At 64.9% G+C, this 20,684-nt stretch carries 9 protein-coding genes; 8 read left to right on the top strand and 1 reads right to left on the bottom strand.

Annotated features, from left to right (window positions below):
- Positions 1–17: 17 nt before the first annotated feature.
- The 5 genes from ACFFGN_RS18245 (at position 18) to ACFFGN_RS18225 (ending at position 6,294) form a co-directional block, all read left to right on the top strand.
- Positions 18–590, top strand: a complete 573-nt coding sequence (locus ACFFGN_RS18245; protein ID WP_380049059.1) for a hypothetical protein — start codon at positions 18–20, stop codon at positions 588–590.
- Positions 591–594: 4 nt separating this feature from the next.
- Positions 595–1,227, top strand: coding sequence for a DUF5987 family protein (locus tag ACFFGN_RS18240; RefSeq protein ID WP_380049057.1), 633 nt, complete (start codon positions 595–597; stop codon positions 1,225–1,227).
- A complete protein-coding gene (locus ACFFGN_RS18235) occupies positions 1,224–2,837 on the top strand; it encodes a GMC family oxidoreductase N-terminal domain-containing protein (RefSeq protein ID WP_380049055.1) in 1,614 nt (537 codons plus the stop codon). Before ACFFGN_RS18240 ends, ACFFGN_RS18235 begins: the two co-directional genes overlap by 4 nt.
- Positions 2,838–2,893: 56 nt before the next feature.
- Positions 2,894–5,665, top strand: a complete 2,772-nt coding sequence (locus ACFFGN_RS18230; RefSeq protein WP_380049053.1) for an AfsR/SARP family transcriptional regulator — start codon at positions 2,894–2,896, stop codon at positions 5,663–5,665.
- Positions 5,666–5,793: 128 nt separating this feature from the next.
- Positions 5,794–6,294: a hypothetical protein gene (locus ACFFGN_RS18225; RefSeq protein WP_380049051.1), complete on the top strand. Its 501-nt coding sequence runs from the start codon at positions 5,794–5,796 to the stop codon at positions 6,292–6,294.
- Between the two features lie 62 nt (positions 6,295–6,356).
- On the opposite strand, the gene ACFFGN_RS18220 is transcribed toward ACFFGN_RS18225, so the two are convergent.
- Positions 6,357–8,099, bottom strand: coding sequence for a TIGR03767 family metallophosphoesterase (locus ACFFGN_RS18220; RefSeq protein ID WP_380049049.1), 1,743 nt, complete (start codon positions 8,097–8,099; stop codon positions 6,357–6,359).
- A gap of 293 nt (positions 8,100–8,392) precedes the next feature.
- On the opposite strand from ACFFGN_RS18220, the gene ACFFGN_RS18215 reads away from it, so the two are divergent.
- The 3 genes from ACFFGN_RS18215 to ACFFGN_RS18205 all read left to right on the top strand — a co-directional run bounded on the left by ACFFGN_RS18215 (position 8,393) and on the right by ACFFGN_RS18205 (position 20,580).
- The gene (locus tag ACFFGN_RS18215; RefSeq protein WP_380049047.1) at positions 8,393–9,172 is read left to right on the top strand and encodes a hypothetical protein; all 780 of its coding nucleotides are present in this window, start codon (positions 8,393–8,395) and stop codon (positions 9,170–9,172) included.
- 119 nt (positions 9,173–9,291) lie between these two features.
- Entirely contained in the window at positions 9,292–11,661 is a 2,370-nt protein-coding gene (locus ACFFGN_RS18210; protein WP_380049045.1) for a right-handed parallel beta-helix repeat-containing protein, read from the top strand.
- A 270-nt stretch (positions 11,662–11,931) separates the two neighbouring features.
- Positions 11,932–20,580 (top strand): SpvB/TcaC N-terminal domain-containing protein, encoded by an 8,649-nt coding sequence (locus ACFFGN_RS18205; RefSeq protein ID WP_380049043.1) that lies wholly within the window; start codon positions 11,932–11,934, stop codon positions 20,578–20,580.
- Positions 20,581–20,684: the final 104 nt, after the last annotated feature.

The raw sequence follows: 20,684 nt of genomic DNA, 5'->3' as shown, positions 1-20,684 counted from the left end.
TGACGAGGAGGACCCGGATGCGTATTCCAGCTCTGATCTGTGCCTGGCTGACCGCGCTCGCGGTGCCGTTCATGACGGCCCCCGCAAGAGCGCACGCGGTACCCGACGGCTACCTCGATCCACCCTTCGGCGCGACTTGCGAGATCCACCGCTTCGGTGAGGGGGAGTGGCCGCCACTGGAGCTGTGGACCCGGAACCCACTGTGTGTGGAGTACTCCAAGCGTGACATCACGGCCGACAACGGTGGTGCCCTTCGCTTCCTGCTCGCCGAGCCGTCTCGCTTCGCGATCGCCATACCCTCTTGCCGCTACTGGCAGCAGGACCACTGGAGCGTACAGACCACAACTGGTGCGGTCGCGATCGTCAGCTGGGACGGCAGCTACTGGTTCGACAAGCGCGATCGGATCGCCGCCGCACGGTTGACGAACTTCCGGATCAACGGAACAACGGTGGGGATCGGTGACGTGGTGCTCGCCTTGCGGGCCGACTTCCCCGAACTCGCGGCGGCCCTGTCGGTCTACGGGACCGAACACGGTGAGACCGGGCTGGCAGCCGCTTTGCCGTACTCCCTGTGGTGTGGCTCGAGGTGAAGGCGTGTACCGGCGTAGCTTCCTGACCGCCGCCCTTGGCGCGGCCGTCGCCGCCGCGGTGCCGACTCCCGCCATGTCCTTGACCACGACCTGGTCATGGACCGTTCAGACTCTCGAAGCCTTCACCGACACCCTCATCCCAGGCGCCAAGCGATATCCCGGTGACATCGCGGTGGCAGGATCGGCACCCGGGCCAGGTGGTGCCGATGCGGGTTATCTGGCCTTGCTCACAGACCCCGCCGTCGGCACCTCTCACTTGCTCGGTACGGTGGCGGGTTTGCTCAACGTTCGCGCGACGGCTTACGCACTGAACAAGGGCATCATTCTGCCGTCACTGTACCCGCCGTTCGTCGGCCTCGCCTTCCGTCATCGCACGGCCGTGGTGCACGCGGCGTTCGGCCTTTCCGATCCGGACCGGGATCTGTGGGTCATCATGGCGCTGCTCTCGAGCCTTTCTTTCGATGCCGCAGTCCATCTGCACACACGCACCGCGCTCCAGCAGCATCATCCGGGACTGCGCTGGCTCGGGTTCCCCGATCCCGGTGCGGATGGGCTCTGGCGCTATCCGGAGCACTCCTATCGCCGGGTGCTGGCCGATCTTCACCCTGGCACGTCGAGTGGAGGGAACCCCGCATGAGCAGCGCATCCGCACCTGACTTGTACGACGTCGCGGTCATCGGCTCAGGCTTCGGCGGTGCCATCCCGGCGTACCGTCTGGCCGCAGCCGGTCAGCGGGTGGTGATCCTGGAACGTGGCCCGCACCTCACGGCCGCCGACTTTAGCCATGATCTCCGGTTGGGGACCTTCAGCCGAATCGTCGACGCGATCAAAGGCGACGGCATGACCGTTGTCGCAGGCAACTGTGTCGGTGGCTCCAGTGTGGTCTACTTCGCCGCCTCGCTGCGGGCTCCCGCCTTCGCTTTCGAACGGATGGGTGGAACCGGACGTCGATTGTGGCCTGTCGCGATCACGCGTCAGTCCCTCGACCCCTACTACGACCTCGTCGAGCAGACCCTTCCTGTCGCGACGCAGACCTGGAACGACGTGAGTTACGCAGGTGGCTTGTTCGCCGCGGCTTGCCGTCATACCGGGCATACCGCCAATCCCATACCGGTGGCGGTGGATCTCGCGACCTGTACCAACTGCAATTGGATGCTCTCCGGCTGCCGCTTCGACGCGAAGCGATCTCTGCTGCTGAACTATCTCCCCGCGGCCACCGCGCACGGTGCCGAGATCCGGGCGCTGCACGAAGTCCAGGTGATCACGCCAGCCACCACGCCGGGCTACCGCTACCGGGTCGCCTACACCACGGTCGACTCCACCGACTACCGACAGCCGACCGGCGCCGGGTGTGTGGAGGCACGCACGATCGTGCTGGCCGCGGGTGCTGTCGGCACACCGGTGATCTTGCGGCGCTCGGCACCGTTCCTCGGCCCGATGCCGGCCGCCGTCGGCAGATACCTGTCCGGCAACGGAGATCGCGTCTATCTGGCCACGGTGAACGAGCGGAACGCCGAGGCTGTGCTGGGCCTACGGCGCTCCGCAACCACGGCGTACGAGGCACACCACATTGGTAAGGCCATCAACACGATGACGTACGACTACCTCGACCCTACGCTGACCGAGCATCATCGAGCCGGCTTCCAGCAGATCGCGCTGCCGGCGGTGACGAATCTGCTCGCGGCGGCGCCTGCGTGGTACGGCGTGGAGAAGAAGACGCTCCGGGCTCGCTGGCGGTCGTGGTTGACGCTGCTGGCGATGACTGAGGAGAACGGCACCGGCGTGTTCGGCGAGCCGCCCTTGAGCGGATCATTCACCCGCATTGGGCCGGGTCTAGGGCTGGGGCACTTCGGTTATCGTCCGGACGTCGCTACGACGGCGGGTTGGCGGCAGGCGGACCAGCGGCTTGGCTCCATCCTCGAGCCGGACGGGGTGGCGACGGTTGAGCCATGGAGCAGTGATCCAGGTGGGGTGGTCACAGCTCATCCCCTGGGGAGCTGCCGGTTGGGCGAGGACCCCTTGACCTCAGCGCTCACGGCCGAGCATGAGCTGCGTGGACATCCGAACCTGTTCGTCACCGACGGCTCGGCGGTGCCGACGGCATTGACCGTCAATCCGTCGCTGACCATCGCCGCCCTAGCCGAGCGGGCGAGTGGACATCTTGTACGGCGCTTACGGCGCCCGCCGCCGCCGTTGGTTCAGGGAGAGATCAGTACGCCTTCAGGCGCAGTAGTCACGGTTCGGTAGGTATCCGCCTGCCTGTGAGTCCTCGCAGCGGATCGACTACCAGCCGAGGGGGACGGGTGACGGATCAGCTCATGGTGCGAGTGCTGGGGCCGATCGACGTCGTCAACGGCGGTGCGATCCATCCAGTGGCAGGCGTACGGCGCAGCGCCGTCTTGGCCATCCTCGCGCTGCAGCCCGGACAGGTGGTCAGTGCCGAGCGTCTGATCGATCTGGTGTGGGCTGACGATGCGCCCGCCACCGCTCTCAACACCCTGCAGAGCACGGTCTCATTTCTGCGCCGCACTCTCGGGCTCCGTGACACGCTGTTGGCCAGGTCGTCGGGCTACGTGCTGTCGGTCGGCGGTGAGGGGGTGGACGCCGTGCTGGCCGAGCGGCTGATCCGCGAAAGCCGGCATCTGGAGGATCCGGCGCAGATCGTCAAGCAGCTCGGCTCGGCGCTGGCGATGTGGCGCGGCGAGCCGCTCGGAGGGCTGGCCGGCCAGTCCTGGTTCGACGATCACGTGGGCCGGCTCCAGATGCTCCGGCGGAGCGCGCTCCAGTCGCTCACCGATGCGAGGCTTGCACTGGGGGAGCACGCGCTGCTGGTCGGCGATCTGGAGCAGGCTTGTGGGCGAGAGCCCTTGAACGAGGAACTGCACGCGCAACTGATGCTCGCCCTTTATCGTTGTGGCAGGCAGGCGGAGGCTCTGGCCGCCTTCCACCGTTTGCGCCGCAGGTTGGCCGACGACCTCGGCCTGAGCCCCGCTCTGAGCGTGCAAGACCTGCACACGGCGATCCTGCGACAGGATCGGGCTCTCGATCTGAGCGTCGGTGAACCGGTCGAGGTCAGTGTGACGCGCCCTATCGTGCCCGCGCAGCTCCCGGCCGTGACCGGGTCGTTCGTGGCCAGGGAACAGGAGCTCCAGCAGCTCGATCAGTACCTCGACGGCCGCGCGACGGGCACCGTGGTGCAGGCGATCTCCGGACCGGCCGGCGTGGGGAAGACCACGTTGGCCCTGCATTGGGCGCATTGGGTCGCGGCCCGCTTTCCCGATGGCCAGCTATTCGCGAATCTGCACGGTTATGACCGCCAAGGCCGTGGCCGTGATCCCTACGACGTGATGGCCGGCTTCCTCGAAGCTCTTGGGATACCGCCAGCTCGGATACCGGCGGAGCGTGATACCCGTGCCGGGCTGTATCGCAGCGTGATGGCAGGGAAGGAGATCTTGATCGTCCTGGACAATGCCCACGATGCCGAGCAAGTCCTTCCGCTGCTGCCGGGGGCGGCGGAGGGCATGGTCATGGTCACCAGCCGGGACCGGCTCATTCCGGTCATGGTCGCCGTCGATGCCCGGTCACTTGTCCTGGAACCGCTGAATGAGCAGGATTCGCGTGCCTTGTTGTCGGCCCGTCTAGGGGAGGCACGGCTGACGGCAGACCCACGTGCCGGCGAGACAATGGTGTCGCTGTGTGGTGGATTGCCGCTCGCTCTAGCGATCGTCGCTGCTCGCGCTGCCACCGAGAACAGATCATCGCTGACGGCCCTCGCACACGAGCTGGTCGAGAGGCCGTCCCTGCTCGACGCGCTGACGGTCGGCGATCGCAGGACCGACGTGCGCTCGGTACTCTCCTGGTCCTACCAGTCGTTGGATCGCTCCAGCGGTGACTTGTTCCGGCGGCTTGGGGCCCATCCGGCCGGGGACTTTTCGGCGCGGACGGCGGCGAGCGCCAACGGGAAGCCGCTGTCGCAAACCGAGGAAGCGCTATCCGAGCTGACGCGGCGCCACCTGATCCTGCAGGATCTGAAGGGCCGCTATCGATTTCACGATCTCGTACGCAGCTACGCCATGGAACTGCTGGATCAGCGGGCTGAGGACCGGGCCAGAACGATCCGCCGCGTCATCGATCACTATCTGCGGTCCGCGTTCGAAGCCACCCTGCTGCACACACCGCAGCGACACCCGATCATCGTGGTGGAGTCGGCGGAGGGTGTTTCGCCATACCATCCCGCGAGCCTGGGGGAGGCGCTCAGTTGGTTCAGCGCGGAACGAACGGCCTTGGTCTCCTGCGTGGAGCTCGCCCTCCAGCACGGCTTTCTCGAACATTGCTGGCAACTCGCGTGGTGTACGACCACCTTTCTCGATTGGGTCGGTGCCTGGCGGGAGCTGGCCATCGTGCATCGAATGGCGTTCAAGGCAGCGGAGACCCTCGGTGATGAGGCCGCGCGAGCGCACGCGGTGCGGGGATTGGCCTTCGCCTGCCGGGCCAACGGTCAGTACGACGAGGCTGCTCATCACCTCGATGACGCCATCGAGGTTTTCGCCCGACTCGGCGACTTGAAGAACGAGGCGCGGCTACATCTCAACTACGCGAACCTGCATGATCGCCGCAGCGATCCGAGTGCCGCGCTCGAGGAGGCGTTGGAGGGCCTGCGGTTGTACCGGCGGGCCGACGACGTCGTCGGGGAGGCACATGCGCTGAACGCCGTGGGCTGGAGCCGCCTTCGGCTCGGCGATCCCGAACTCGCGCTCCAGCACTGCGAGGCCGCTCTGCGGATCCTGCGTCAGGACGGCCATCCGGATGGCCAAGCCGTCACGCTGGACAGCATCGGCTACATCCATCATCTGGCCGGTGCGGCACCGCGAGCGATCACCTATTTCCGCCAGGCGATTGAGATGCATCGCGCCCTTGGAGATCGCTTCAACCAGGCCGATTCCCTGGACCACTTGGGGGACGCGCACTGGGAGGTCGGTGACGCCGCTGCCGCTACCGAGGCCTGGGTCGCAGCACTGGCCATCCTGGACGAGCTCAAGCATCCCGCGGCGGAGAGGATCCGGGCAAAGCTGTGAACTTCAGCGTCGCATCAGCGCTCGGTCAGGGCGGGCCGTCAAGGTGAAGGGCGGTCGTATGTCTGCGGCCCATTTACCCCTGACATCTAGGAGAAACGTTGAGCCAGCCGAACGGGATGGTTACCCCCATGCCAGCCGAGGACCGCAGCCGCCCAGGTGCCTTGAAAGCCGCGCGTATTCTCGCGCTGCTGGCGGCCGCGTCCGGGATCACCGCCGGTGTCGCCGCGATCGCCGGCGGCAAGGAGGCGATCAGGCAGTTCGTGACCGATACGGTCGGCGGATCGCTGAGCGGCGAGCTGTTCCAGACTTTCATCGAGAAGGAACTCGAGTCCGCCTATTCGCTCGTCGTCACCAAGTCCTCTATCGCGATTGCCGTCGCGGCCCTGGTGGCTGTACTCGCGCTGGCGGTTGGCAGCGCTAAGCGGTCGGTGCGTGTTCTGCTGGCAGTTCTTCTCATCGTCAACATGGTGACGAGCGGCCTGCTCGGTACCGAGACCGAGGTGCTGCCCGACTTGGCACTCTTCGGTGCCTTTCTCGCGGTCGTACTGAGCATCGCCACCGTTCCCTTTCTGTTTACCCGGGCAGTGGGGCGCTACGGCTCCCGGCGTGCTTGGAAGGCGAAGGCTTAGCCCACCGGCACGAGCCGGCCGCGGTTCCCCGGGGGCGCCGCAGCCGGCTCATCAGAACGCGGTCATAGGTCGAAGGGCGCCGGTACCATTAGCCGGGTATTGCGGTCAGCCAGGGCGCCGCGTCGGTCAACCGGGTGGCGCGCCTGCCAATCGTTGGCGGCCAACTCGCGGCCGAGGGAGGCCAGCATCCTGGGATCGCCAAGATCGCCATTGTGGGAGAGTTCCGCGTCGAGGTCGACCATCGTGGTATGAATCGAAACCACGCCGCTGCCTGCGCTCAGCTCGATAATCCGGCTTTGCTGAGGCCAGTCGATATGCGACGCGGTGTTCACCTCCCAGAAGCCTCCGGCGGCTGCCCAGGCGGACGGCCTTGCGTGCGGTGTGATGGTGTTGCGATGGGTGTGGCCGTTCACCAGCAGTACAACGTTCGGATAACGCAGCAGGAGTTTGCGGACCTCCGCGCCCGAGTAGCGCTTCGACCAGTCGAGCCAGCCGTTGTCGGTGTTGTCCATGGTGTTGAGCGTGTGATGGGCGAAGAGCACGAACAATCGGTCGTGGACGTCCTGCGTCACGGCAACACCGTCCGGCCGCAGATACCGCGAGCTGCCGGCCCGTAGTTGTCGCTCGAGCCAGGCGTACTGAACCTCGTCGAGTGAGCCGGCCCGGCCGCCGTGCAGGTTGGTGGTATCGAGCACCAGGCACCGGACCCGGTCCCGATCGAAGGCGTAGTACGCCGTTCCGCTCGACGCCGAGCCAAATCCATGGCCGTTCGGAGTGCCCGTGGTGTCGAAGTGCGCGTTGATGAACTGGCTGCGTGACAACAGACGCCTGGCAGGGTCCGGTGTCACCGTCCGAATTGTCGACGAGGTGAGGGCGTCGTAGATCTCCGCGGCGCTGATGCCGTCGCCGCCGTCGGGCACGGGGAAGGCCACCGGTTTACGCGAGCCGACGGCCAAGGCTTTCAGGGGGTCGCCGGGCAGAAAGTCCGGTGCGATATTGCCCTGGACAAGACCGTCGTGATTACCGTACGCGGCATACCAATCCATCCCGAGTCCATGGCTTTGGAAGGGACGCCGGGCGTACATCAGCAGACCGTTCAACTGTGGGTACCCGAAGGTTGCGGTCGGCCGGTCCAAGGGATGCAAGGGGGGCCGGTTGCCATGTGGATGCCAATAGTGGGTGTCGTAGCCGAGCGAGTAGCCGGACACACTCTCGTCGCGCGTCAGGTCCCCGGAGTCAGGACGAACGAGTCGCCCGTCGAGGAGGTCGATGTACCAGCGGACCTCGTTGTACTGACAGTTGTCAGCGCTGTCGCCGGTGACCACGGTGAAGCCGAGTGGCAGCCCGGTGCCGGGACCGGCGGTGATCCCGGCCAGCGCTCGGCACATCGCATCCACCGTGTGCAGCGACAGCATTTCCTGCGGGCGATACGCCGCGTCAAAGGGGAATCGCCGGTAATAGGGGAAGCCGTCGTCAGCGCCGCGGTCAAGGAACTCGACCCTGAGCGGTGACTGGTGGTCGACGACGTGCAGATCGGTCATTTGGGCGAACGCCAGAACCGGGCGAGGCGTCGCCGCGTTGATGGCGAGGTCGGTACGGACCAAGTGCGGTTCGGGCGGTCCGGTCACGAGCGGTCGGTAGCCGCCAGGGCCCGCCGGTCCGCGCAGAAGGGTGCGATCGAGAGTTGTGATGGACGGCAAGTTGATCGTTCGGTGTGTGGTAGCCGCTGATCGATCGAGCGAGATGACGTTTGATAGGCCGCTGAGGCTGAGGCTGAGGAGAAGGGTTCGCCGGGACAGGTGCATCGGGCCTCCTTGGTGAGGCGGAGTCGCCCGGAAGCGACTCGGCGGGCGGATCCGGCCTCCCACCGTCCCGGTGGCGCTGATGTGTCGCTGATGTCCCACTGACGCCAGAGTGCCGTGCCGGTGCGGCACTGTGGCCATTGCCGGTAACTCGGCGTAATCACGCTGGCTGCTTCAGTGACACTCCAGTGGCGCGCCAGCCAGCCAGCTCATGCTCATCGAGTCGACGCGTTACTGCTCCGTAGCCGGAGCGACGGGGGTTCTGCTCACGACTTGCCTAGGAGAAGGTGTTCCCCTTGACCAGCGCTCAACTGACATTTCAACGCATCCCGGCCGGACTTGGTCCGGCGACGAACCGCATTCCCTTCCCCGTAACACCCATCGTCGGTCTTCGCTCGTTGGCGCTGTTCGCGGCAGGTGCGATGCCGGTCTTGTCCATTCCGCTGCACGTCGCCGGGCTGCTACAGCTGCGAGTCGCCGCGCTCATCCTCGTCATACCGCTGGCGATGGTTACCGTCTTGCTGATCCGCGCCGGCTCGCGGGAGGCGAACTGGGCGGGCCGTGGTCTGCTCGCGGGACTGGTGGCGGTCGCCATGTACGACGCCGTCCGGATGCCGATGGTCTGGACCGGCATCTGGCCGGACTTCATTCCCGCCCTCGGCGGTTGGATCACCGGTGCTGGAGGGGAGAACGCATCGGTGGGCTACCTATGGCGATACCTAGGCGACGGTGGCGGCATCGGCATGGCGTACTTCGTGTTCTGCGCAGCCGTGTACAGCCTTCGCCCGACCTGGGTTTCACGCCGCCCGTTGCTGCTGTCGGTGTCGTACGGTGTTTTCATCTGGACCGGTCTGGTCGGCACCGTTGCCGTGCTGCCCAGGGGCGAAGAGATGATGTTCAGCTTGACGCCCGCAAGTCTGGGACTCAGTCTGCTCGGTCATCTCATCTACGGCATGACACTCGGCCTCTTCCTCCGGCGGATCTGCCAGGAGTCCCCTCGTGACCTCCCCCTCTCGCTTCATTTCCTTCCGTTCGCCGTTCGCCGTGCTTTGGGCAGCGCGAGGCGACCCGAGTGATCACCATCATGCCTGTGATCGCTGAAACCGACCTGGAATCGCCCTGAGAGCAACAGTTGGCGGTATCCGCCCCGCCGCGGAGGCGCCGCCAACCAGGTCAGCAAAGTCTGGAGGCCGGCATGGTCCGTACGCGGTGGTTGATCGGGCTTTATCGCACTCTCGCAGTTCGCAGAGGCATGCTCGCCCTGGTGGCGGTGTGTCTGGCCGTGACCGGGGCGACGCCGGCCACCGCCGCTCAGTCCGGCAGGTTCGCGGCCGGATCTGCGATGGAAACGCCGGCTACATCGGTCGCGTACGGTCGGCAGACGGTCCGGATCGATCAAGCTACGCAGGTGCAGGTCTTCGTGGACGCCCTGGCGACACCCAACACGACGATTCTGCTGGCCGACCACGTCGAGCTCGACTTGAGCGGCCGCCAGTATCTGGATGTCATGCCGGGGGTGCATATCATCGGCCGGCGCTCATCGACCAACTCTGGTCCCAGGCTTTTCACCACGACGAAACCGGCCGTCCTGCTGAGGATCGGGTCCGGCTATGAGTATCACCATGCCGATGGCGTGCGGATCAGCGGTATCCGCCTCGACGGCGGCAATCTGGGCATCGCCGGCGCGAGCGCGCCCGGGCCGATCGGGATCTCGGTCAACTCCAGTGTGAATATCGAGATCGCGAACAACGAGATCTACGGCTGGGCGGGCATCGGTGTCCAGGTCCTCGATGACCAGCAGCGCATCAGCCTCGCGAATGCGACCGCGGTCCGCATCCATGACAACTACATCCATCACAATCGGCACTGGCGCCAGCAGGGTTATGGAGTCCAGGCCAATAGTGGCGCGTACGTTCTGATCGAACGGAACGTCTTCGATTACAACCGGCACGCTATCGAGGCCTCCAATACCGATGGCATCGGATATCTGGCGTACGCCAATCTCGTGCTGGAGAACGGCGGCGAGAACTGCTGCTACGGCGTGCCAATCCAGTACACGCACCAGTTCGATGTTCACGGCACCGATACCTGCGGCTTCAAGACGTACTACTGTGGCGAGGCGGGTGAGTATTTCGACTACCGGTACAACGGACTGGCCTACACCTCCGGGGACGCGCTGAAGATCCGCGGCGAGCCCGACATCGGCGCCGATGTCGCCAGCAACGTGTTCGCCAAGTGTGCGTACGGCGAGGCAATCGTGCAGACCGACGGCAATAACCTCAAGGACCACGGCAACAACCAGCTCTGCCGCTTCAGCGAGCTGCGAGAGGTCGAGGCCCGAGCCTGCGACTTCGACGCCGACGGGTATCCCGACGATTTCCGGTCGACCGGCTCGACCTGGTGGTTCAGGGGTGCCACCCGGCAATGGCAGCACCTCAACACCGAGTTCGGCAGCAACTGGGACAGCCAGGCCGAGGATCTCCTCGAGTTCCGTGACGTAGACGGCGATGGGCATTGCGACGTACGACATCGTCTTACTGGCAAGGTGTTCGGCGGTGGCCGTTCGAACTGGCTGGTGAATGGTACTGAGGCCGCGCTCAAGCGAACCGACCTGGTCTGGCAGGCGGCCGAGGGGGGTGGCGCCACGGTCTGGGAGCTGAATTCCACTCTGAGCGGTGTCGCCAGAACCAGAAACCTGGCGATCCTCTCTGGCCAGCGAATTGTCGCGACCGGTGACTTCAACGCGGACGGCAACGCAGACGTGCTGACTCGAAGTGCCGCCGGGCAGATCGCCGTCGTACTCCTGGATCAGCGCGGGACGGCCATCGCACCGATAGGCGACAGGTCTCCGATCAAGGGCAGCGTGCCGTCGGCCACCTCGCTGGCTGGGACGGGCGATTTCAACGATGACGGCAGATCCGACCTGCTCTGGCGGCATGGCAACGGCCAGCTCGTGATCTGGTTCGCGGGCGAGAGCGGCAATAGCGCGAAGGTGAGCTGGAACAACGAGACCGACACGAACGGTGCACCGGCCGATGACCCCGCGCCCAACCTGGCCTGGCAGGTGAAGGGCGTCGCGGACTTCGACGGTGACGGTTTCAGCGACATCCTCTGGCGGCACGAAGGCGGCCAGGTCGCGATTTGGTTCATGGTCCACGGCATGCACGTCGGTGACGCCTATCCGGGTACCAGCGATCCGCAGCGGCTGTGGGCCATCCAAGGCATCGGTGACTTCGATGGAGACCAGCACAGTGACGTTCTTTGGCGCCACAACGGCGGCGCGCTGGCGATTTGGCGTGATGGTCAGTACGACACCGGCTGGCGGCCCAGCTGGGAGAACCGGCCGGGCTGGGTGGTCGGCCAGGACTGGACGATCAAGTCGGTCGGCGACTTCAGTGCCGACGGCAAGGCCGACATCCTGTGGCGCCACGACGACGGAACCGTGTCCATTTGGCGGATGAACGGTGGTTCGTACCTAGGCGAGTCGGCCCGTCTGCCCATGGACAACGAGTGGAGCCTGCGTGCCCTTGGCAGTCAGCGAATTCGGACCTTGTTCCTGCAATAGGCGGCGGCTTCAGGCGTTCTTCAGCCTGAGGCATGGCATCGATGTGACGATGCCGTGATCAGATCGGCGCCCGTGCCTCACTGCCCTGGCAACGCGACGCCGTGGTTTGGTCACGGCTCGTGAGCAGCGCTTCGGATGGAAGGATCTCGGATGAACCGATGGCTGAGTAAGTCTGCCGCAGTGGCCTCGTCACTGGCATTGCTGATCACAGGAGCAGCGGCGGTAGACGCCCCTGAAGCGGTCGCGTTACCGACTGCACCACCCCAACCGATGAGCAGTTGCTTGCCAGGTGTCGCTCCGAAGGCAGCCGGAGCCGTGTCGCCGGATCGCGAGGAATTCGTGAGCCCGGCGGCACCGAAGGCCCAAACCATTGGCTTCGGTGGCGCTCAGGTTGTCGTGCGTCCGGCCGCAGTGTCCGAGCCGGTCAGGATCGGGATCTCGGCGCTGACCGGCACCGAGGTTCCCAGCATTCCCTCCGCAATGACCAATGTCACCGGGCGGGCACACCGCAGCGGTTTCCGTTTCACGCCGCACCCGCACAAGTTCAAAGCCCCGGTCGAGGTGACCTTGCCGTATGACCCTGCGCTGCTGGAGCCTGGGTTCTCGGGGGCGGACATCCGCACGTACTTTTTCAATGACGTGGCGCAGTGCTGGCAGGCGCTCGAGCTTGTGACAGTCGACCAGACGAAGCACACGGTCACCTCCCGAACCGATCACTTCACCGACATGGTCAACGCGACCGTCACGGTGCCTGAGCATCCGGAGAACACGTCATTCAACCCGAACCAGATCAAGGGCATTCAGGCCGCCGACCCGGGATCCAAGGTCAATCTGATCGCGCCACCGACCGCCAACAACGCCGGTGACAACCGGCTCAGCTACCCGGTTGAACTGCCGCCCGGCCGGCTCGGGGTACAGCCGCAAGTCCGCCTCTCGTACTCTTCCGCGGCGAGCAACGGCTGGCTCGGCGTGGGCTGGGACCTGGCCGTACCGAGCGTCACGATCGATACCCGCTGGGGTGTCCCGCGGTACGACGCGACGAAGGAGACCGAGACGTATCTGGTCGACGGTGAGCAGGTGACGCCGGTGGCACATCGTGGTACGCCGGTGGCTCGCACCGCAGAGAAGGTCTTCCACAGCCGCGTCGAAGGTGGCTTCGCCAAGATCGTTCGGCACGGCAGCAGTCCGAAGACGTACTCGTGGGAGATCACCGACAAGTCGGGTACCCGTTGGATCTATGGCGGCGCCGGTGCCACCTTGTCGGACGACGACGGCAACGGATTCCTGTGGGCACTGCGCGAGCGGCGTGACCGCCACGACAACCTGGTTCGGTACCACTACGCGCTGGTCGAGGACGCGGGCATCGACGGCAGCACTCAACTCGGCCGGAACCTGTACCCGCGGAAGATCACCTACACCGGACAGGGCGGGACCGAGGGACGCTATTCGGTCACATTCATTCGCGATCGCGAGCTGAATGAAGCAGCCCGGGTCGACAAGATCATCGATGCCCGGGGCAGGTTCAAGCGCGTGACGGCGGACCGATTGCGCCGGATCGAGGTGAAGCTGGACGACGAGCTGATTCGTCGTTATGAGCTGACCTACACGACCGGGGCGTTCCACAAGACCTTGTTGCGTGAGGTCGCTCAGCAGGACGACAAAGGTGCCTTGTTCAACAAGCACGAATTCAGCTACTTCGACGACATCCGTGACGCCAGTGGCAAGTACCAGGCGTTCCAGTCGGCACAGTGGACCGTACCAGGCGACGGGCTGACCAACGGCAAGCTGAACTTGACGCCGGACAACGGCGGCGATGCGAGCGCGCTGCAGGCGAACCGGGGCAGGGACGCCGGTGGCCATCTCTACGTGGGTGCTGGCCTGTCGCCGACCAAGTCGGGGTCGATCGGAGTGAAGGTCGGGGGCAGTCACGCGTCGCACGACGGCGTACTGGCCTTGATCGATGTCGACGGAGACGGGCTGTCCGACAAGGTCTTCCGCAACGGCGGTGTCGTGAAGTACCGCAAGAACCTGTCCGGACCGAACGGCCAGGCGCGGTTCGCCGAGACGGCTCAGACGCTGCCCTTGCCGGGGATCATGAGTGAGTCGAACGAATCCATGACGTTCGGTATTGAAGGCTACAAAAGTGGCGTCGCGGCTCAGCTGAACTACGTCAACGCCTTCGCCACCACGGACCGGTACTTCCATGACGTGAACAACGACGGAATCACAGACCTCGTAAATGGGACCAGTGTGTTGTTCGGCCGTCTCGGCGGCAACGGTGTTCCGGTGTACGGCGTGAGCGCTGATACGCCCGTCGAGATCAAACACGGCACCCTCGACACCAGCAAGCTATTCGGCGATTTCGCGCAGGACCGCAATCGCCTGACCGAGTCGTTCCCGCTGCTCGACACGGTTCGCCGCTGGGTCGCGCCGTTCGACGGCAAGGTACGGATCGACGGTGCCGTGCGGCTTGCTCCGGAAACGGAGGACGAGCGTGCGACGTCGAAGACCGCCGACGGCATCAAGGTGTCGATCCAGCGCGAGGACAGCGTGCTGTGGTCGCAGGCCATCGGTCCTCGCGACAATGCGGAGTACCAGCCTGAAGATGTCGCCGAGGTCACCGTTAAGCGTGGCCAGCGGTTGTACTTCCGGGTGCAGTCGGTTTTCGACGGCAGCCTGGACGCGGTGTCGTGGAATCCCAGGGTCAGTTACGTGGGTGTACCGGACCGCGCCGATGTGAACAACCTGCCGTCGTACCGGTATGAGGCGTCCCGTGACTTCACGCTGGGCGGGCGCAGTTCGGAGCTCAAGGCTCCACTCACCGGCACGCTGCGTCTCAGCGGTGACCTGAAGAAGATGAAGCCCACCACGGACGACGTGACGGTTCTAGTCACTCGGGACGGCCAGCCGGTGTTCCAGCAGACGCTGGCCGCGGGCGTCGCCGGTACGGTGCCGATGAACACCGACGTCGTAGTGCACAAGGGACAGACCCTGAAGTTGCGCGTGAAGGTCGATTCGCCCATCGATCTGGGCGTTCTCGAGTGGATTCCGCGCGCCCATTACACCGTCGCGGAGGGAGTGGACCGGGTAACGGACCAGGACAGCAAACCACTCATCGAGGTCCTCCCGCCTTTTGACGTGGACATGTACCCCGTGAATGGGCTGGAGCAGCCGCAAACGCCATGGATCGTGGACACCGCCGACGGCGCTCCGATCACCGTTCGCCCCAAGCTGGCATTCAACTTTGAGGGTCAGAAGCCGTCCGGACGGGTGACGTTCACGGTCAAGCGTGCGGGCGCTGAGTATGGTGAACTGCTGGCCAAGTCGCACTTCGACATCGTCAATGGCGTCGTCACGGCACCAGACCCGGTGCATCCGTTCGTGTGGCCGGGCGACAAGCTTTACTTCGACTTCAGCACGACGAATCCCAAGCTGCGGCTCTTTCTTTCCAACCAAACGGTGGCGGTGGACGAGGCCGTCAACCCGGTGCACAGCACGTTCCACAGCGCGGACGAGGAGGGCGCGTTCGCCCAGGCCTACCGCGGCTGGGCGGCGATCGGCTACAACGGCAACCGCGACCGTGCGACCAAGCCGATCATCCAGAGCGACCTGGTGATCGACGAGAGCTACACCTCGGACCTGCCCGATGAGGTGGACCCGCAGGCGCAGAAGGATGACTTCGGCAAGGACCCTCGAGTCACTCCACCACGGATGGTGATGTTCGTCCCCTCACCACAGCAGCGTCGCTGGGGTGTTGGCGACCACTCGTGGGTCGCGGCAGGGCAGGCCAGTAGTTCACGGATGGGCGCACCATCCATTTCACTGCCCGGGACCGGTGACCTGGCCGGCGCCATCGCCGTACCGCGGGTCGCGCGCTCGGAGCAGATCTCGCTGACCGGTTCACTGGGTGGTCCGGTCGGTTCGGTCGGAGGAAGTATCGCCACCGGCAAGTCGCAAGGACTGGTTGACTTCCTTGACATGAACGGCGATGGCTTTCCTGACGTCGTCGGTTCTCGCGGCATCCAATACACCGATCCCACGGGAGGCCTCGGCACTACGAGCGGCCTGACACCCGATGGCGCCGTACGTCGCAGCAAGAACATTGCGGGCAATGCGAGTGCCGGTAGTGCCGCGCGCACCATCAGCACCGGTCGTGGCGCCGGTTCACCGGGCCGGACGCCGGCCGATACCGCGCGGGCGGGCAACGACATGCCGCCGCTCGGGGTTGGGCTGGCCCTTGGCAGCAACAGTTCTGATGCCGAGTTCGACCTGCTCGATGTCAACGGCGACGGATTGCCTGATCGGGCCTACGAGGACGGCCAGGTGGCGCTGAATTACGGCTACCGCTTCGGTGCTCCGGAGGCCTGGCGGAACCCGGCCGCCCTCACCAAGGGCAGTGGAACGAATACCGGTCTGAGCCTCGGCTTCAATACTGACTTCTACGGTTTCGCCGGTGGCGGGTCGTATCACCAAGGCGTAACCTCGGCCGCCGGAACGCTGGCGGACATGAATGGGGACGGTCTCGCCGATCGCGTCTTCAGTGGCAGCCCGATCAAGGTCGCGTTCAATACGGGTAACGGTTTCGAACCCGCCGTCGAGTTCCACGGGAGCCTGGCGGGGATCAGCAAAGACCGCAACGCGACTCTTGGCGGCGGCGCCTACTTCACCTTCCCGATCTGCTTCATCGCGGCCTGCGTGGTGATCAACCCGGGAGTCCACGCCTCGACCAGTGCCAGCCGCAGTGAGCAGGGACTGCGGGACCTGAACGGTGACGGCTTCGTCGACCACGTGGCATCCACCAAGGATGACCAGTTGGTGGTCGCGCAGAACCGTACCGGGCGCACGAACCTGCTCCGTGGCGTTTCCAGGCCGCTGGGCGGCAGCATGCAGTTCAACTACACCCGGGACGGCAACACCTACGACCAGCCGGGGTCGAAGTTCGTGCTCTCCGAGGTCAGCGTCAACGACGGACGGCCGGGTGACGGGCAGGACGTGCAAGTGACCACCATCGAGTACAGCGGTGGCGTCTATGACCGGCTCGAGCGGCAGTTCCGCGGCTACGCCAAGGTGGTCAACCGGGTCCGCGATGCCGGTGCGAACAAGGCGGTTTACCGCAGCGTCACCGACGAGTATCGCGTCGACAGCGTCTACACCCAGGGACTCGCGACCCGCTCGACGGTGACCAACGCGGCCGGTGCCAAGTTCCTCGAGACCGAGAACACCTACGCGGTCCGCGACGTTGGTAATCCCACCGGTACGGCTGACCTGTCCAGTACGACCGCCACGTTGTTCCCGCACCTTGTCCGGACCGACAAGCGCTTCTACGAAGGGCAGGACACGGCGGGTAAGGCGACGTACAGCACTTGGGCGTACGACGAATTCGGGAACCTGAAGCGTTCCTTCGACGCTGGGGACACAGGCACGGCCGACGACCTCGAAACACTGGTCGGGTACGCAGTCTGTCCCGCCACTCACATCCTCGGTCTGCCGAATGACAACGAGGTCCGGACGGGTACCGCCGTGCGGCGCAAGCGCCAGTCCACCGTCGACTGTGCGACCGGTGACGTGACGCAGGTGCGTTCGTACCTGGCCGACGGCAGTGCCGCGGTCACGGACATGACGTATTTCGGCGACGGCAACCTGCGCACTGTCACGGGGCCGGCCAACAAACACGGGCAGCGGTTCCGGCTGGAGTACGGGTACGACAGCACCGTCGGCGTTCACGTCCAGTCCGTGACCGACAGCTTCGGCTACAAGTCGAGCTCGACCTATGACTTCAAGTTCGGCGAGGTGACGAGCAGTACGGATACCAACAACCAGGTCGTGACGAACGGGTACGACTCGGTGGGCCGCCTGATCGAGGTGACCGGCCCTTACGAGGCGCCGGAAAACCGTGCGACGATCGGGTTCGAGTACCACCCGGAGGCCGCCGTACCCTATGCGGTCACCAGGCACGTCGACAGGGAGGCCGACAACACCGTACGCACGGACACGATCGACACGATCGTCTTCGTGGACGGCCTTGGCCGCAAGATCCAGACGAAGGCCGACGCGGCGTTGTCGACGGGGGAGAACACTCCGGCGGCGGACAGCATGGTGGTCTCGGGCCGGGTGTTCTACGACTTCGCCGGCCGTGCGGTCAAGGAGCACTTCGACGTCACCGAGCCGAAGGGCGCCGCGAATACGTCGTACAACGCGACGGTCGATCCCGTCCAGCCGACGGTCACCAGTTACGACATCCTCGACCGCGTCACCCGCACGGTGCTGCCGGACAACACGACGGCATCCATGGCCTACGGATTCGGCCCCGATCGGGCTGGCCTGACCCGCTTCGAGACCATCAGCACCGACGCCAACGGCAAGTCGTCGCGCAGCTACCACGATGTGCGCGAGTTGCCTACAGCCGTTAAGCAGTTCAACCCAGTGGGCGGACAGCCCGTCATTTGGACGAGCTTCGGGCACAACGCACTGGGTGAACGCACCTCCATCACCGATGACCACAACAACGTCACCACGATGGAGTACGACAACTTCGGCCGCCGGACCGCCGTGGCGAGCCCGGACTCCGGCCGTACGGAGACCGAATACGACCTCGCAGACAACAGGATCAAGACGATCACTGCCAAGCTGGCGGCTCAGCAGAAGGCGATCGAATACGACTACGAGTTCAACCGGCTGAAGCGGGTCAGGTATCCGATCTTCACGGCGAACAACGTGACCTACACCTATGGCTCGCCGGGCGCACCGAATAACAGCGCCGGCCGGATCACTGGCATCGTGGACGGAGCGGGCAGCGTCGCGCGCGAGTATGGACCGCTGGGTGAGGTCACGAAGGAGACTCGCGTCGTGGCGGGACAGGGCAGCCATGTCTACAACCTGACCACTCGCTACCAGTACGACACCTGGAACCGGATGCTCAAGCTGACATACCCTGATGGGGAGGTGCTCTCCTACCACTACAACAGCGGCGGCGAGGTCGATTCCGCTCGCGGAGTCAAGGCAGGCAAGACCTATCCGTACTTGGCGCGCCTTGAGTACGACAAATTCGGGCAGCGAGCCCTGGTGGACACCGGGAACGGCACTCGTACCCGGTACACGTACGACCCGGTGACCCAGCGACTGGAGAACCTGAAGGCCAAGCTGGCCCAGGGATACGAGTTCCACAACCTCGAGTACACCTACGACAACGTCGGCAACATTAAGACGCTGAAGAACAACACGCTCGCGCCGACCGCCTCCGTGAAGGTCGGTGGCCCGGCGTCGGAGACCTACCAGTACGACGATCTGTACCGCCTCACGAAATCTCAGGGCAGCTACCGTCCGAAGGCGGCAAAGACAGATCAGTACAGCCTGGTTACGACCTACGACAGCATCGGCAACACCACGAACAAGAACCAGTTGCACACCATCACGTCGAACGGCGGCACCCAGGTCGATGCCAAGCTGACGTACAACGATAACTACGCCTACAGCAGCACCCGACCGCACGCGGCGGCGACGATCGGAATCTATACGTTCCAGTACGACGCCAACGGCAACCAGGTCAGCCGCAATCAGCAGTCCGGGCCTCGGCGGCAGTTGGTTTGGGATGAAGAGAACCGTCTCGCGTGCAGCCACGAGAACGTTCAAACCCAGACGCTGCCCCAGATGCCGGCCTCTTGCGACAACGCCGGTGGCACGACGAGTAGCAGATACCGCTACGACGACCAGGGCGAGCGGGTGGTGAAAGACGAGGCGAACTTCCACGTCTACCCGAACCAGAATTTCTCCCTCCGCGGCAACAAGGAGTTCAAGCACGTCTACATCGGCGCGACGAGGCTGGTCACCAAGACCGTGGAACCCGTGCAGCAGGTGGAGGATCAGCAGTTCTACGCTCACAGCGATCACCTCGGCTCGACCGGCTTCGTGACCGATTCCGCAGGTGCGTTGGCCGAACACCTCAAGTACATTCCCGGCGGCGAGACCTGGGTGAGTGAGCAGCCGTCTCAGCCGGTGCCCTACGAGTACACCGGCAAGGAGTTCGATCCGCAGACCGGCTTCTACTACCACGGTGCGCGCTACTACGACCCGCGCACTTCCAATTGGCAGGGCACCGACCCGGCCTTGCCGGACATGGCCAAGAACTCAGGCCATCTGTCCACCTACTCGTACGCCGGCAACAACCCGATCCGCTTTGTGGACCCGGACGGCCGCACCCCGCGCTTCCCATCGGATACCGGACTCTCCGGGGCGGACGCGGCGCGGTTCTGGCCCACCGGCGAGATAATCCCGAACGCGATCCCCACCCAGGGGCAGAGGGTGCTTAACATGATTCGGGAGAAGGGACACAAGCCGCATGGCTACACAGGCGGACAGGTCTTCAGCAACGCCGGTGCCGATCCAAGGACGGGAAAGCCGAGTGCGATGTTGCCGAAGCAAACCGCATCAGGGGCCGCGATCACTTACAGGGAGTGGGACGTAAACCCTCATGTCAAGGGGGTCGATCGTGGCGGCCACCGGCTCGTGACGGGCAGCATCGATGGCAAGACGGTGCACTCGGCCTATTACACGGCCGACCACTATGACACCTTCCGGGAGATCGATATCGACAAGAACCTCGGACCGTCCACCGTCAAGCGCGCCCCTGCGGTCAATGGCTTCACCGGCCGGGTCTTCGCCGCACCGACCGGCAGCAGCAACTGGTTCGGCGGTGCGCTGCGCGGTGCGAAGACAGCAGGCAGAGTGGGCGGCGTTCTCGGGGTCATCCATGGTTTGAAGGGCGACTACAAGAATCACCAGGAGGCGAAGAGCCGCGGGATCTCGCTCGACGACCTGTACGACGAACAGGCACGGAAGAACGGCGGTAAGGTCCGTCATCTGCTTCCGGGCCTGACCCGGGACCGCTGCAGTTACAGTCCGGGCGCCTGCGAGATCAACTGACCAGTTCGGCAGCCGTGTTCCGGTGAGTGGGGTCCGGCCCACTCACCGGAACACGTTCCCCGACGCCGCCTGAGGCCATTCCAGGTTGGCGCCAGCGCCTCTCC

Origin of the sequence: Kribbella deserti (assembly GCF_042434725.1) — a bacterium.
GTDB classification, from domain to species: domain Bacteria; phylum Actinomycetota; class Actinomycetes; order Propionibacteriales; family Kribbellaceae; genus Kribbella; species Kribbella deserti.
Note: the sequence above shows the minus strand (reverse complement) of the source record. Positions and strands in the feature narration are given on the sequence as shown.

Bases quoted from the DNA above. Each gene is read 5' to 3' on its own strand.
- ACFFGN_RS18245 (WP_380049059.1), top strand. From the start codon at position 18: ATGCGTATTCCAGCTCTGATCTGTGCCTGGCTGACCGCGCTCGCGGTG.
- ACFFGN_RS18235 (WP_380049055.1), top strand. From the start codon at position 1,224: ATGAGCAGCGCATCCGCACCTGACTTGTACGACGTCGCGGTCATCGGC.
- ACFFGN_RS18225 (WP_380049051.1), top strand. From the start codon at position 5,794: ATGCCAGCCGAGGACCGCAGCCGCCCAGGTGCCTTGAAAGCCGCGCGT.
- ACFFGN_RS18220 (WP_380049049.1), bottom strand. From the start codon at position 8,099: ATGCACCTGTCCCGGCGAACCCTTCTCCTCAGCCTCAGCCTCAGCGGC.
- ACFFGN_RS18210 (WP_380049045.1), top strand. From the start codon at position 9,292: ATGGTCCGTACGCGGTGGTTGATCGGGCTTTATCGCACTCTCGCAGTT.
- ACFFGN_RS18205 (WP_380049043.1), top strand. From the start codon at position 11,932: ATGAGCAGTTGCTTGCCAGGTGTCGCTCCGAAGGCAGCCGGAGCCGTG.